Here is a 14,763-nt window from a genome sequence, read left to right on the forward strand (position 1 = left end):
CCCGCAAGTCTCAGCTGCCGCACGATCCCGTTAAAGGCAGCCGTCACCCCTTGCGCCCTGCCGATCTCGTTGTCCTGAGAGGCGGCATCCCAGTAAAGTTCGAGCGGCCAGCGCTCCCGGCAATGTGGGAGCAGACATCTCAGGGCAAGGCGAACCTCGACGGTGTCGATGCGGCTTTCGCTACAGCGTGTGACACCGCCGCGCAAGATATGCAGCGAGAGCGTGATGATCACGCGCTGATGTTTGGGAAGCGGGGCCACCGGTCAATGAAAATCGTGCGACCTGAACCGCACAATCTCCTCGGGATCGCGGCCATCGGCGTGCGGGGGCCAGTAGCTGTTCGTCGGCTTCGGGCTCCAGCTTTGGTCGCCTCGGTCGGGGGCGCCGCCCTGGCGGGCGCCGTCACCCCGCCCGGTACGGTGCGGGAACGACATCTCGCCGACGCGGTGCAGAAGGTCGCCATGATCGATGATCCTGTCGCAGATGACGTGGATCACCTCGCCTTCCTTCTGCACCCGGCCTTTGAGCCCCACCATCGAGGCGGACATCACCGTACGGCGCTGCGCTTCGAAGCGATCGGGCCAGAGGATGCCATTGGCGATGCCCGTCTCGTCCTCAATGGTGATGAACAGCACGCCTTTGGCCGAGCCCGGCTTCTGGCGAACGAGGATGATCCCTGCAACCTCGATATTGCGGCCGTCGCGAATGTTGGTGAGGTCGGCGCAGCGGGTGACACCGCGCCGCGAGAGCTCGTCCCGCACGAACGTCAGGGGATGTGCCCGCAGCGACAGCTGCAGCGAGCGATAGTCCTCGATGACCTCGCGTCCATCGGTCAGGGGCCGCAGCGCGACCACCGGCTCGACGCCTTCGGCGCTGATCGCCTGCGCGGCCCGATCCACAGCCGCGAACAGCGGCAAGGGCGCTTCGCCAAGCCCCCTCGCCTTCCACAGGCCCTGGCGGCGATCGGCGCCGAACTCGTGAAATGCATCGGCATCGGCCAGCTTCTCGATCGCGGCGCGCGGTACGCCTGAGCGCCGCCACAGGTCATCGACGGACTCGAATGGAGTAAACCCGCGCGCCGTGATGATCGCCGCACCATCAGCATTCGAGAGCCCGCGCACCTGCCGCAAGCCAAGCCGCACGGCATGATATGGCCCTCGCGTAGGTTCGAGCGAACAGTCCCACCGGCTTGCGTTGGCGCAAACGGGGCGTACCTCCACGCCGTGCTGCCGCGCATCGCCGACGATCTGGGCCGGGGCATAGAACCCCATGGGCTGCGCGTTCATCAGCGCTGCGCAGAATACGTCGGGATGATGATGCTTCATCCAGCTTGACGCATAGGAGATCTTGGCGAAGCTGGCTGCGTGGCTCTCGGGAAAACCGTAGGAGCCGAAGCCCTCGAGCTGACGGAACGTGCGCTCGGCAAAGTCGCGCGGATAGCCCCGGCCGACCATACCCTCGATCAGCTTCTCGGAAAAATGGGACACGCCGCCAGTGAGCTTGAAAGTCGCCATGGCGCGGCGCAATTGGTCGGCTTCGGCGGGCGTGAACCCGGCCCCGACGATGGCGACTTTCATCGCCTGTTCCTGGAACAACGGCACACCCAGAGTCTTCTCAAGGACCGCGCGCAGCTCGGGACGGGGATACTCCGGCTTCTCCAACCCCTCGCGCCGCCGCAGATAGGGATGGACCATGTCCCCCTGGATAGGTCCCGGCCGCACAATCGCCACCTGAATGACGAGGTCGTAGAAGCGGCGTGGCTTCATGCGCGGCAGCATCGACATCTGCGCGCGGCTCTCGATCTGGAAGGTACCGAGCGTATCGGCCTTCTGGATCATGGCATAGACGTCCGGGTCATCACTTTGCAGATCGGCAAGGCCGATGCGAATGCCTTTGGCTTCATTGAGCAGATCGAAGGCGCGGTTCATGCAGCCCAGCATGCCGAGGCCCAGAACATCCACCTTCATCATCTTCAAGGCATCGATGTCGTCCTTGTCCCACTCGATGATCTGGCGATCGACCATGGCGGCCGGCTCGATCGGCACCAGGTCGTCGAGGCGGTCGTGCGTGAGCACGAAACCGCCGGGATGCTGACTGAACTGACGGGGGACGCCGATGAGCTGGCGCGCAAGATCGAGCGTCAAGCGCAGGCGGCGATCCGACATGTCGAGATTGAGTTCCGCTGCCTGCTTCTCACCGACGCCTTCGGCTGACCAGCCCCAGACCAACCCTGCCAAAGAGGCGGTCAGGTCCTCAGGCAGCCCCATGGCCTTGCCGACATCGCGAACAGCGCCGCGCGCGCGAAAGCGAGTGACGACGGCAGTCAGCGCTGCACGGTCGCGGCCATAGGTCTCGAAGATCCACTGGATGATCTCCTCGCGCCGCTCGTGCTCGAAATCGACGTCAATGTCAGGCGGCTCGCGCCGCTCGCCTGAAACGAAACGCTCGAACAGTAGCTCGTGCTTGACGGGATCGATCGAGGTTACGCCAAGAACGAAGCAGACGCAGGAGTTGGCAGCAGAGCCGCGACCCTGGCACAGAATGCCGCGCCGCCGCGCCTCACTGACAATCGCATGAACGGTCAGGAAATAGGGCGCATAGTTCAAGTCGGCGATGAGCTTCAGCTCATGAGCGATCTGGTCCTGGTAATCCTGAGGCGGCGCGCTGCTGAACATGGCGGCAAGCGCTTCGTAAGCCATTTTCTCCAGCGCCTGCTGCGCGGTGAGGCCGTCGATCATTCGCTCCTCGGGATAGTGATAGGTGAGGTCACTGAGCGCGAAGGTGCAGGCCTCGGCGATCTCGACGCTTGCGCGCAGGGCATCGGGATAGGCGGCAAAGCGGCGGGCCATTTCTTCCGGAGACTTGAGCGCCCGGTCCGCGTTGACCTCACGCCGATAGCCGAGTTCGTCGACCGTGCAGCCATGGCGTATCGCGGTGACCACATCCTGGAGGAGGCGGGCATCCGGCGCATGGTAGAGCACATCGCCGGTGACGACGGCGCGCACATCCGCTTCCGCCGCTTGCCGCTCAAGCGCCGCGATGCGCAGCGCGTCATCGGGCCGGCGGCGCTGGAACAGCGCCATGTAGCCGCGCTTGCCATAGATTTGGCGCAGCTCAGCGAGGGCAGAGGCGTTCTCATCATCCGCTTCATGGGGAAGCAGGATGGCGATCACGCCTTCGGACCAGACCGCAAGCTCGTGCCAGTGCAGCAGACAGCCGCCTTTCCCGGCCCGGCGCTTGCCGATCGTGAGCAGGCGCGTGATCCGTGACCAGGCGGGTTTGTCAGTTGGGTAGAGCAGCAGGCGGCGCCCGCAGGCGAGATCAATCCGCGTGCCGGGTATCAGCCGCACGCCGGTAACCTTCTCGGCTTCCCAGGCGCGCACGACACCGGCCACGCTGCCGAGATCGGCGATGCCGAGCGCCGGGTAGCCAAGCATTGCAGCAGCCCCGAACAATTCGTCAGGGCTCGAAGCGCCGCGCAGGAACGAGAAATGCGTGAGCACCTGGAGTTCGACGTAGACGGTCATGCGAAAACGCCGTGCATCCACCAGGTAAGGTCGCCGGTGTCGCTCGTCACGCCGTCCCCGCGGCGGAATACCCAGTAGCGCCCGCCTTGCTCGTCCTCGACACGGTAGTAGTCACGCACCGCCCAGACTTCGGCATCGCGGCGCCACCACTCACCGTGGATCCGCTCGGGCCCGTCACCCGCCACGACCCGGTGCGCGCGCCCCCGCCACTCAAACCGGCGTGGCGGCTGATCGGGCATCAGCGCCATCACGCCGTGCAAGGGCTCAGGCCGTGCGAAAAGGCGCACCGGCCGCTGCCAGGCTGGCCAGGTTCCCGGCGCTCCGATCGGGCTCGCCGCTCGCACCGCCCGCTCGGGAACATGGCTCTCGACCGCGGCGAACCGGTAAACGGCCCCCTGCCCGATCCGCCCTGCCACCACGTCAACAAGCCGCGCGGGATCGCGAACTGCGGTCTCCCCGGCGAGAATGGCGCCGAGGTTCTCGGCATCTAGCGCCTCTGTGTGCGGAGCCAGCAGCCGGAACTGCTCGAGGCCGAGGCCAGGATCGATGCGATCGATCCTGAGCTTCAACAGCCGCAGCAGATGCGCGACCTCCCGGGTCGGGCGCGAGGTGCCAATGGCCACCACCTGTTCGCCGCCGTCGATCCGCAAACCGATCAGGCGCAGCGAGCGCGCACCGAGACCCATGCTTTGCAAGAGCTCTGCCATGTCCTGCAGAAGATCCTGCATGACCTGCGCAATGGCCTCGGCGGTGCCAATCGGCTCCAAGAGCCGCCGTTCGACCAGCGGGACCACGATATCCTCGCGCGAGGTGATCGGCTCCGCCTTACCGCCGAGCGCCTGATCGAGCCGATCGATCGCGGCCATGCCGAGACGGCGCGCAAGGGGCGCACGCGCGACGGGAAGCAGGTCAGCGATCGTCTCGAACCCGAACTTGCGCGCCGCGCCGATTGCCGTTTCGTCGAGCCGGAGGGCCGCCACCGGCAGCGGCGACAGAGCGCGCAGCACGCCCCCCGGCGGGGTGATGCCAATATCCTCGCGGCCGTAGCGCGCAAGCGCATGGGCCGCACCGGGGGTATCGGCGATCGCGATCCGCACGGTGAACCCCGCGCGGTGGCAGAATGCCTGAAGCCGCTGACAGAAGCGCTCTTCTCCGCCGTGCAGATGCGCAGCGCCGGTGAGATCGAGCCAGATACCGTCAGGCGGACAAACCGCGACGATCGGTGACCAGCGCCGAATTCCAAACAGAGCCAGGCGGTCCAGCAAACCGGCATCGGCCTCAGGCTCGGCGGGCCGAAAATCGAGATCGGACACCAGGGCGCGGGCATGAGTTGCCGCCATCCCAACATGGATTCCAAGCGCCCGCGCTGCTGGGCACACAGCAACGATCTCGTCGCGGCGCCGGACTTTGCCAATAAGCGCCATCGGGACAACGGCAAACTCGGGGACGCCCCGCACGGCGCGCGGCGGCGCGCCGTGCGGGCGCTTGAAAGGATGCTTGGCGGCTTCCGAGCGCCGGCCAAGCTCGCGCATAGGGGGCTGCGCGTGTAGCGGCAACGAGACAATCTCGCGTTCGACATCGACACGCGTACGTGCCCTGCCGCGATCTTCGCTTTGTGTCTGTGCCTGTGCCCAGCGCGCACCAGGCCGCCACCCGCCACCACGCGGGACCGAGCAAGCGCCAGGATCGTCGTAGACGGGAAGCTGGAGCGCGCGGGGTTCAGGCCGCGGAGCGGCGAACCGGTCCTGCCTTCTCAGCCGTTCGATCGGCAGATAGGGCAGGAACAGCGAGACGACCCGTCTCATCGCATCCCTCCACGATCAGGGAAAAACCTTCGCCGCCGCGTTGCCGGGCAAGTTCAACCAGCCAGCGGGGCCGACCGACACTGGCAACCCCGAGGCGGGCGGAGGGGGCGCTGGCAATGCGCCAGCGGGTCCAGGCCGCCGAAGGCTCGCTGAGCGGATCCAGGTCGCGTCCGCGGTGACGCCGAAGCAGCAGAACGGGAATATCGGCCTCTGCCGCAGCAAGCTGAAGGCGGCGGGTCGCCACCATCGACACCTTGCTTGCCTCGGCGACGACCGCAGCCGGCGTCCCATCGCGGACAGCGTCCTCGACGACGGCAAGAAGCGCTCCTTCATTACGCGGCTGCGCATGAATGACATCGGAAGAACCAAGTCCGGCCTGTTCCAAGCCGGGAGCGTAGAGGTCATTGCGGCAGCTTACCCACAGTACCGGGGCCTTGAGCGATCTGGCTTCACGCGCGGCTATCCCCGCCAGAAACAAGGTCGCGGCGGCATCATCGACCAGCGAGCAGGTCAGCGCGGCCGCCTCGTGCAGCGCGCCTGTACGGAGGCCTCCGCCGCTCAAGCGATCATCCAGCGCCTCGGCGCCAAACGGGCTTGTGCGAAACTCAGCGAGCGGAGACGCCAGGGTGCGCAGATGCTCGATCGTCGAGATAGGTGATAGCAGCTGCATGATAACTCGAGACTCGCCTTGTTCCACTTATGTTCCCATTGGCCGGGGTGCCGGGTCAAGGCATTTGCGACGCGGGCAAGAGACACCTCTCGGGACAACCCTGTGGACAGTCTGTGCAGGACGGGGGAAAGCCCTCGCCCTGAGACGACCAATCATTCATTTTTGTTCGATATTTGTTCCTGTCATGGTATGCCCGCGCCATGGTCGACTTCATCATAAGAAAAATTATCCGGGCCGGCGTGGACGCCTTCTTCGCTGCGGCGGAACACTGCGATGAAGCGTCGCTGCGAGGCCGCCCCGTCGCCGCAGGCCATGCGGCAGCGCGGAGCGGGGTTGCAGCGAAAAGTTACAAGGCGCGACAGCTCGGCGTCCGCTCCGCGCTACCTTCGGCCCCATCGCTGCTGCGCTGTCCTGAACTGGTGTTCGTGCCCCCGCGCTTCGAAGTCGACCGGCAGGTATCCCGGCAGGTCCGTGCCGTGTTCGCGCGTTACGACGGCCTGGTCGAGCCCCTCTCGCCCGGCGAGGCGTACCTCGACGTGACGACGGACAAATGCGGTCTCGAGACCGCTTGGCGCCCGGCCAATGCCATCCGCCCGGGCATCCTCGAAGATACCAGTCTCACTGCGTCGGCAAGCGTTTCCTGCAACAAGTTCCTGGCAAAAGTCGCGTCCGATCACCCCAAGCTCAGCGGGCAGTTTGCCGTCACCCCTGACATGGGCGCTAACTGGGTGGACACGCTCCCCGTCAGCTGCTTCCACGGCATCGGGCCGGTGACGACAGCGAAGATGACGCGCCTCTGCTTCGAAATCGGCGGGAACCTTCGCGCAAAGTCCTTCGCATTTTTTGGGCGTCGTTTTGGCAGTTCGGCCAGCTGGTACTTCGCGATTGCGTGCGGCGAAGACTACCGACCGGATAATCCCAATCGGGTGCGCGGATCTTCCGGATTCGAGACGACGCTCGACCGCGATCTGACAGACCCTGACGAGATCGCGGCCAGCGTTGCGAAAATGGCTGAACATGTCTGGCGCTGGTGCGAAGCCAGCCAGATCTTCGGCCGTACTATCACGGTGAAAATCAAGTATGGCGATTTCCAGCGGATCACCCGTAGCCGCAACCAGGGCGAGCCGGTGATGACGAAGGAGCTTCTTCTGCGCCCGGCAAAGGATCTCGTGCGCCCCGTTCTCCCGCCGGCCGAGGGTATAACGCGGGGCCGCATCATGGTGCCGAACCCGGGCGAACCCTCGCCCGCACAAGCAACGGCGCTGCCGATGTTTATCGCCGAGCAGGCGGCCTGATGCTCGACCTGTTCGGCACCCCTGCCCTGCCCGGCCTTGCCACCCGGGCCGACCTCATCGACGATGCCGAGGAACGCGTGCTGATCAGTCGCATCAATGCCTGCGATCTGCAACCGTTCCGTTTTCAGGGCTGGACCGGCAAGCGCCTCACCACCTCTTTCGGGTGGAACTACGATTTCGAAACGGGCCGGCAGCGCCAAGCACCTCCTTTTCCTGGCTGGCTCTTGCTGCTGCGTGACCGCGCCGCGAATTTCGCCGCTGTGGATCCCGCGCTTCTCGTTCAGGCTTTGCTGATCCGGTATGACGCGGGGGCGGGGATCGGTTGGCACCGCGATCGCCCCATCTACGAGCACGTCGTGGGGATTTCGCTAGGCGAACCGGCTGAAATGCGATTCAGGCAAAGGCGTGGGAACGGCTTTGCCCGAACTAACGTGCCGCTCACGCCCAGGAGCGCCTACCATCTCAGCGGACCTGCCCGGCATGAATGGGAGCACAGTATCGCCGAGATGGTACGTCCGCGCTGGTCGGTCACGTTTCGCAGCCTGGCGGCGCCGTCCTTGAGGTACGAACGTACCACCGGCGCAAATTGAAGCGTCGCGAGACGCGGTCCATCGCTTGCGCAGCCGGTCACGGCTGGGCTGCCGTTCGCTTCGAGTTTGTTTCGAAAACTGCTCCGAGGCGAGCTGGCGGCATCAAGTCCTGCAAGGTTATCCCATGAAGGTCAGCGATCGTTCTGAAGGCAACGACAAGGGCGCGCAGCTTGACCAGGCTGAGCTGCGCACCCTAATTCAGTCAGACTGAAAACGCGAAGGCCGATTTATGGTACATTCGTCGCAGCTTTGAACTGCCGCTCGAGCAGTCCTACAATTTCGGCACGGTCGGAATTTAGAACGAAACCTTGCCCGGTGGCGGCATCGAGAGATTTGGTCGCCTTGCCGAGGAACTCAGCCTTCCCGCCGAGGTAAAGCGTGAGGATTTTCGCCTGAGCGCTCGACCAAACCTGTAATATCCAAAGAAGCTCCTCGGAAGTCTCCCGTTAGGTGCGAGAGCGGCGCATCGACCCACGGCGTCCGTATGCCGCCCTTCTCGATACTCAGACTGTCTTTGATTAACGCGGGCAACGTTTCGTTCGTCATCGCGATCTGCATAGAGCGCCAATATAAGCGTAACCACTACGAAAAAGCTCGCGATGGGAATTGATCCATTCGAGCGGAACATCGAGGCCGTCAGTAATATTCCACTCGACGATCACTGTGCCGTTGAAACGTTTACCGTCGGCTGGCTTCAGGACCACAATCCAGAGCTTGTAAGGCGCAGTCTCGCCAAGCTAAACTTGCTGCCGCCCGGTCGAAGGCCGATCCCCCTTGGCGAGCAATAGCACAAGCGAATCCGTCTCGGCGCCCCGAGCGAAATAGCTGATGGCTCCTACGTCATTGGATCGAAAAGGCTACGCCATTGAGGCTATAGACTTTCTAACAATGCAGGTCTTACAAACCTGCTTATATTCAGCGATCATATGGATGAAGCCGGTTGAGGCCCCCCGACTTAATCTAGATACCCCTTCAAGGCAGGCATTCCAATGTGCCCGACCAAGGCGAGCGAGGATAGCGAACAGCGTACCCGACGAAACGGAGCCCAAGCATCGCGAAAAAAACATCCCTGATGCAGAAACTGACAGAGTTTTTCATTCGTAAAAGCGTCACATTGATCCGACAAGCTCTACCGGTGATTCGACCAAGAGCCTAAACCCACTATTTGGTCGGCCACTCAGCGCTACGGCGCTCAGCGACCCAAAGACTCGGCCCGGAATTCCTCAGGTATTCCGGGCTTTTTTCGCGAACCATGCTTTGGGTCTAACAGCGCAACCACACCACACCGGCAAGGATCACGAATTAGCAAAATGTTGCCATGACATGCGATTTGCAGCAGCCGGCTTCACAATGGTGAAAATATACGTCGCTCTTGATCGGCCCGTATGAAGTGCCGAATGATCTAGCGGCGTCAATTCGCCTGTATCGAGCCAACATTCACTTGCCTGCCATCGCCAATGGTGGTTCACGAGTTCAGGTCAACAACCGGGTAAGAATACAATGGTCAACGAAACCTTGCTAGTCCTGACAACGGATATTGTTTGCGCGCATGCGCGCCGTAACAAAATCGCGTCAGAAAAGCTGCCCGAGCTCATCGCCGCAGTCTACAAAACTTTGGCCAGCCTTGGTAAGGATCCCAAGCCATCGGCCCAAGGGTTTACTCCGGCGGTCGCAATCCAGGCATCAATCAAGCCTGACGCCATCGCCTGTCTCGAATGCGGTAAGAAGTTCAAGACGCTTCGCCGGCACCTTGGCGCGGAGCACCAACTCTCTCCCGATGAGTACCGGAGGCGGTGGAACTTACGGTCCGATTACCCCTTGGTCGCGCCGAACTATGCCAAAACCCGCAAGGAGCTAGCAATCCAGAGCGGCCTCGGTAGCAGGCAGGGCAAGGGCGTTAAACAGCAGGATGCGAAGCTCGCGGCAGTCGCTGCAAGGGATGTTGAGCCCTTGGATGAAGCGCGTATTGCGACCATGCGCGAAGGTCCAGACAGGAAAAAGCTTGGGATCGCGGCCGGCAAGTTTTCCGAGAACGACGATGAAGCTCCTGGCGAGTGAGCGGGACGCCGATCACTTTTTTGAAATCGAGGAAGCTCGAGCGTAGAGCAGATTTTGACCGGTATGAACCGGCAGGCTTCCTCAGGATGACATTTTTTTGGTTCATAACTCCCTGGTGAGGAAAGCTGGCGTAGATGGTTACCGGCTTCGATGGACATGCGCTCCCGTCTTTGGCAGCCATCGATAACGGATTGAGCTGTGGGCGGCCTTGGCATTATGCCCCTCGACGGCGATCCGTTGGCATGCTTCGGTGTAACATGGGCGCCTTTTGCCGCCAATCCGCGAGGCGGAGGCGCGGAAGGGCATTTCACTTGAAGAAATTGCGGGCGGCGCTGGCCTAAAGCTGACCTGATCGTCCTGGTAGGGGGCTTCATTGTCTCTCCCTGCCTCAGGGCACGACGCGCAAAAAAAGACTTGGCGATGTAATCGTGTGAAACCTTCCAGGCCTGAAGCAGCGGCATGACCGAGCGGGTGCCAGGTCGATCTCGAATCGGAACGCCTGGTCGTCATCGGAGACCCTAGGCGCTAGAAGCATCAACCGTAGCCGTGGCCGCTGCGCCATAGGTGAGCGAGTGCGGATGGTTTCCCTCACGGGCACCGCGACCCCGTCACGCTGAGTACGGCTCTGCGCATGACTGGCATCATTGCGCCGTTGATACTGAAGAGCCCTATCAACATTGATTGGTTCAAGGTCGGACCGCCACAACACGAATACCACGCTTACCTCGGCGCGCAAGTGACGGACTCGGCCGCCCCCCTCTTCTTGGACAAGGGCGCCACGCTGACCCCGAAGAACGCCGCCAATGCCTTCATCACTAAGAGCTTCGGCGAGAAGCTCGGCATCGGCGCCGGCGCGGTTACAGATCAACGTCTACAACCTGTTCGACAAGAACTACATCGTCTCCGGGCATGGCACGTCTCCGCTGCTCAACCTTCTGGGCGCACCGCGCACGGTCCTTGGCACGGTCCGCTTCGCCCTTTAATCCTGCCGGGTGGTTCCGCCGCCCATCGAACATCGCGCGTTGATTTTCTGGCGCGCGATGTCGGATACGTGTTTGACCAAGGCGACGATCCCCAAGATCGATGTCTTCAGGCCTCCGGCCGTTGTTCCACCTTACTCGGCAATTGCCGCGGCGCGCCTTGGCATCCGGGCCATGTCAGCGGGTAGCCAGGGTTTACCGAATGCCACCTGGCGCYGATCGCATAATGGAGCGCTGTCGGTTCTTTGGGTCCAGCAGATATCATGCGTGACGCCAGGGATAGACCGACACCGCTCCCGAAGATTTGCCTGGCCGTTTTCTTTTACCGTCAGTGATGGTCTTAAGGTGTGGTGAAAGTCGACAGGTGGAAGGTTCCATTTCGTGAGCCCTGCAACCACATCGGCTTAGAGAGCTTATCCGAGTTGAGTTTGCAGGAGCTGCTATGAAGAAAACGACGATCGCCATCGCCTTAGCTGGCACGACGCTGGTGCTCGGCGCGTGTGCGTCAATACCGAGGCCTGGCCCAGTTGGCAATTCTGCAGTTCCGCAGCCCTTCAAGGCGGTCGACGTAGAGCGTTACATGGGCCGCTGGTATGAGCAGTACCGGTACGAAGCCTCGTTCCAGAAAGATATGGACGACGTCACTGCCGAATATTCGCTGAAAGATGACGGCACCCTGAAAATTGTCAACAGAGGCCGCCGRGGCGGTAAGTGGAAGGAATCAACGGGTAAAGCCAAGATCGTCGATACCGTGACAGGTGCCAAGCTAAAAGTGTCGTTCTTCGGCCCGTTTTATGGCAACTATTGGGTGCTCGATCACGGGGATGATTACGATTGGTCGATCGTCGGTGAGCCTTCGGGTCGCTATTTATGGGTGCTTACCCGCCAAGCCCGACCTGACGCTGATTTGCTTGCCACAGTAGAGGCGCGAGTGAAAACGCTGGGTTACGACTGGTCGATGGTCCGACGAACCAAGCAATAGCAACGGTGCAACGCTGATGAAGCGCGCTGGATTTGCTGGGCCTTTCCTGTGGAGGCCGAAACTGTACAGACCATATCTTGAAAATTCCCCGTAACCAGGGTGGGTACTAACCAGGTCGCGGTAAGGCATGTTAGACCTGCGCTAGATGCAGGCTTCGTCGTAAACAGCGACACGTCATCCCATCAGCGGGGAACTATCTTGACGGTCGGATGACATGGGCGGGGCACGAGTTCATTCGAGATGCTCGGAACGATGAAATCTGCTCCAACACGAGAGATGGCGCTGGAAGTTTCGATTCATAGAACGTAAGGCCTCTTACCGAGACGGCCGGTGGAGTGAGCTCAGGCGGCGCGCCTTGGCACTCCGCGTGCCTGATCCGAACCGGTAACCGCCTGATGTTCACCGCCAGCGCGAATTATCCCGCCCGCGGTGAACATCATGAATCCTGGCTGCGGCAGGTGCCCATTAAACGCTGCGCTCGAAGGCTCTCAGGAATGCGGCGCTGATCCCTGTCTCGGCCAGACTCTCCAATGCCTCAACCGCATGAAGCTTCCCCTTTAATCGGGCAGCCTTCTTCGTTGGAGACGACAATCCGAGACCGGGACCTTGAGGAACTCGCTTTCGATCACGGCGCGGTGCGGGAACCGAAAACCTGACGGTCGTGCGCCGTGCGGTGAGCGGTTTAAACCGACATACTTGCAGCGCTCAAAAAGAATGGATTGCGCGAGGCCTCTGCGTTCGACCAGTCCAAGCTGCGCAATGCCGCCAGGACCGCAGTGGGCGGACCGAGCCGGGCAGATCAAAGGGTAAAGACGACTGCTGGCATGGCAACTGCCGCATCTGGGAGATGGCGTAACCCGTTCGCAACCGGGCAACCGGGCATTACTTCAAATTTCCGAGCGCAAACCTTTAAAATCGTTATAGTTTTATATATTTCCGGAATTGACAAACAATCAATCTGCTCGGACGAAGCGATGGAATCGCTTGTCATCTGCGGCTATTTAGCGCAGCACTAAATCGCGACTGAAGAGATGAGCGTGAGCGACTCTCTGGATAACTACCCGGCCTATTCAGGCCGGGTATTTTTTATGCAGCGCAATCAGACAGAAGTGTGCACAAATACACGCCTGATACAATTATTCCATTTCCAGGCGCCATAAGCGGTTCTATATAGGGCAAATAGCCCGTCGGGTCGCACCAAGGGGGCGCCGGCGAGTGTGCAAGGCACTGCCGGCGCAATCCTACCGGTTTGACGACAGTGAGCCTCGCGCGGTTGCCCGCGCGTTCTGCAGCATCGTTGAGGCTTGCCCACCGCCCGCCAAGTCTTGAGCGACCTATCCTGCGTTCTGCAGCCTGTCCGAAGGACGTGTCCCGCCTTGCCATGGCAGCAGAAGGGCTGGATGCCGAAGGCTGGAGAGACGAATAGCAAGGCTCAGCCAGCTTGCTGAGCGCCCCCTGCTCGCACCCGATGGCCATGGTTCGAAGTCGACACTGAGATTGCCCTGCAGCGCCAGCGCGGCACGAAACTCCCTCGATGATCATACCGGGGCCGCTGCAGACCACCTAGGAAGCACGGTCGTGACCCTTGCCAAAGACCATTTAATCGGGATGAGCAAGATGAACCGCTCGTGAGGAAGTAAAGATATTTTTCGGCTTAGATTGTCGGTTCAAGGCCCGACCGGCACGGGCAACGCGGCTGTCGGGAACAATTACGCCCTTGGTGGATTTGTATCACCGTCATCTCGCGATGGCGCCACGGTTGCGGACGCTCCCCCGGCCACATCGCTAGAGGCCGTCCCTTTTGCGGGGGACGGCCTCGTTTGATCAGCGCCGCGCGGATTTGAATTAATTTCCTGCAAGCGATGGAAATGGCGGCACCGATGAGCGATCATGATTTTGAGGCGCTCCTGATCCCTCTCAGAAGCATGCCCTCCCTGAACGCGCTGCGGCGCATGCGACAACTAACGCCCCGGGCCGGTCTCAATGATCCCCGGGGCCTCTTTTCATCCGCCAATCTTTCAAGCCGGCCGTCCATGATGCGTTGCTCGCGGAGCCGAGGCAATTGATCTCGACCGGCACCGCTAAGTATCCCTTGGGGTGGCTCATGTCCCGAGACGCAAGGTCAAGCGATCACGGGGCCGCATTGGTGTCCTCGAGGCTGCTACGCCGCGGCGTCCGCGGGGCAGCGAGACGTAGTCACTCCAAACCGTTCTGCAATTATATAGCGGATTAATCGTAGTCGGCCCCCGGCAACAGAAACATTTTACCATCGACGTAAAGCATTGGCGGGCGTTCACACCGCCTTTCCGCGTCGCCGCTGCGCGAGAAAGCTGGAACGGTCCGTGGCAGGCTTGGTCAGTCGACAATATTGCCCTGGCGTACGGCTTATCACGCTTCAGCGTCCGAATGGTGCGGGGCCGTCAGATGGGACGCACGAGCACGCCGCGCAACATCGTTGCTCTTGTAAGAAGCGTCATGTTTATCAGGATGGCTAGCACTGCATCAGGGTATCCGCCCTGACTAATTACTTTCCTTAGCGGGACGGCTTTGGCCAAGTTTGCCGAAAGGGTACGCGGGCTCTTGACCTCGAGACAAAAAATCCAAAATATATTGGGCGGCGGAATCACCGCCACAGTGAGGAGAGTTGGAAGAAAGGAGGCAAAGCAATGTCCCTCTCCAAATTTCATCATCCATTCGAGCCTATGGGACATCCCCAGCTCGAACCGGAGGTCAAGCACGCCATTCTCGCGTCTTGGGCTTCCCACGCTCATCCAGGCGAGAACCGCCCCGATCCCGGGCGACTGCCTGGGGCATCGGATCCCCGCCGCGTGGCCGACAAAATGCCTGCCATGCGCG

8 protein-coding genes and 1 pseudogene are annotated in these 14,763 nt (G+C 61.6%); 5 read left to right on the plus strand and 4 right to left on the minus strand.

The window, feature by feature from the left end:
- Positions 1-263: 263 nt before the first annotated feature.
- Genes AB4Z00_RS21170 through AB4Z00_RS21180 form a run of 3 tightly spaced genes read right to left on the minus strand, consistent with a single transcriptional unit; the run spans position 264 to position 6,002 of the window.
- Entirely contained in the window at positions 264-3,527 is a 3,264-nt protein-coding gene (locus AB4Z00_RS21170) for an error-prone DNA polymerase (RefSeq protein ID WP_442047106.1), read from the minus strand.
- Entirely contained in the window at positions 3,524-5,332 is a 1,809-nt protein-coding gene (locus AB4Z00_RS21175; protein WP_442047107.1) for a Y-family DNA polymerase, read from the minus strand. The genes AB4Z00_RS21170 and AB4Z00_RS21175 overlap by 4 nt, the downstream gene beginning before the upstream one ends.
- Positions 5,247-6,002, minus strand: a complete 756-nt coding sequence (locus AB4Z00_RS21180) for an ImuA family protein (RefSeq protein WP_442047183.1) — start codon at positions 6,000-6,002, stop codon at positions 5,247-5,249. The genes AB4Z00_RS21175 and AB4Z00_RS21180 overlap by 86 nt, the downstream gene beginning before the upstream one ends.
- Before the next feature lie 200 nt (positions 6,003-6,202).
- Between AB4Z00_RS21180 and dinB the strand changes: the two genes are divergently transcribed.
- Complete coding sequence (dinB, locus tag AB4Z00_RS21185; RefSeq protein WP_442047108.1) at positions 6,203-7,297, plus strand: DNA polymerase IV; 1,095 nt, start codon at positions 6,203-6,205, stop codon at positions 7,295-7,297.
- Positions 7,297-7,887, plus strand: a complete 591-nt coding sequence (locus tag AB4Z00_RS21190; protein ID WP_442047109.1) for an alpha-ketoglutarate-dependent dioxygenase AlkB — start codon at positions 7,297-7,299, stop codon at positions 7,885-7,887. Before dinB ends, AB4Z00_RS21190 begins: the two co-directional genes overlap by 1 nt.
- 542 nt (positions 7,888-8,429) lie before the next feature.
- On the opposite strand, the pseudogene AB4Z00_RS21195 reads toward AB4Z00_RS21190, so the two are convergent.
- A pseudogene (locus tag AB4Z00_RS21195) lies at positions 8,430-8,606 on the minus strand (alpha/beta hydrolase domain-containing protein); the annotation flags it as partial.
- Between the two features lie 781 nt (positions 8,607-9,387).
- On the opposite strand from AB4Z00_RS21195, the gene AB4Z00_RS21200 reads away from it, so the two are divergent.
- The 3 genes from AB4Z00_RS21200 to AB4Z00_RS21210 all read left to right on the plus strand — a co-directional run bounded on the left by AB4Z00_RS21200 (position 9,388) and on the right by AB4Z00_RS21210 (position 11,907).
- Positions 9,388-9,945 carry a MucR family transcriptional regulator gene (locus AB4Z00_RS21200; protein WP_442047110.1) on the plus strand — a complete coding sequence of 186 codons (558 nt, stop codon included), beginning with the start codon at positions 9,388-9,390 and terminating at the stop codon, positions 9,943-9,945.
- Positions 9,946-10,576: 631 nt separating this feature from the next.
- Positions 10,577-11,113 carry a hypothetical protein gene (locus tag AB4Z00_RS21205; RefSeq protein ID WP_442047111.1) on the plus strand — a complete coding sequence of 179 codons (537 nt, stop codon included), beginning with the start codon at positions 10,577-10,579 and terminating at the stop codon, positions 11,111-11,113.
- Positions 11,114-11,367: 254 nt separating this feature from the next.
- Entirely contained in the window at positions 11,368-11,907 is a 540-nt protein-coding gene (locus tag AB4Z00_RS21210) for a lipocalin family protein (protein WP_442047112.1), read from the plus strand.
- Positions 11,908-14,763 lie beyond the last annotated feature (2,856 nt).

Source organism: Novosphingobium sp. YAF33 (genome assembly GCF_052113265.1).
GTDB lineage: Bacteria > Pseudomonadota > Alphaproteobacteria > Sphingomonadales > Sphingomonadaceae > Novosphingobium.

Coding starts and splice junctions, on each gene's coding strand:
- AB4Z00_RS21205 (WP_442047111.1), top strand. CDS start 10,577: ATGACTGGCATCATTGCGCCGTTGATACTGAAGAGCCCTATCAACATT.
- dinB (WP_442047108.1), top strand. CDS start 6,203: ATGGTCGACTTCATCATAAGAAAAATTATCCGGGCCGGCGTGGACGCC.
- AB4Z00_RS21200 (WP_442047110.1), top strand. CDS start 9,388: ATGGTCAACGAAACCTTGCTAGTCCTGACAACGGATATTGTTTGCGCG.
- AB4Z00_RS21190 (WP_442047109.1), top strand. CDS start 7,297: ATGCTCGACCTGTTCGGCACCCCTGCCCTGCCCGGCCTTGCCACCCGG.
- AB4Z00_RS21175 (WP_442047107.1), bottom strand. CDS start 5,332: ATGAGACGGGTCGTCTCGCTGTTCCTGCCCTATCTGCCGATCGAACGG.
- AB4Z00_RS21170 (WP_442047106.1), bottom strand. CDS start 3,527: ATGACCGTCTACGTCGAACTCCAGGTGCTCACGCATTTCTCGTTCCTG.
- AB4Z00_RS21180 (WP_442047183.1), bottom strand. CDS start 6,002: ATGCAGCTGCTATCACCTATCTCGACGATCGAGCATCTGCGCACCCTG.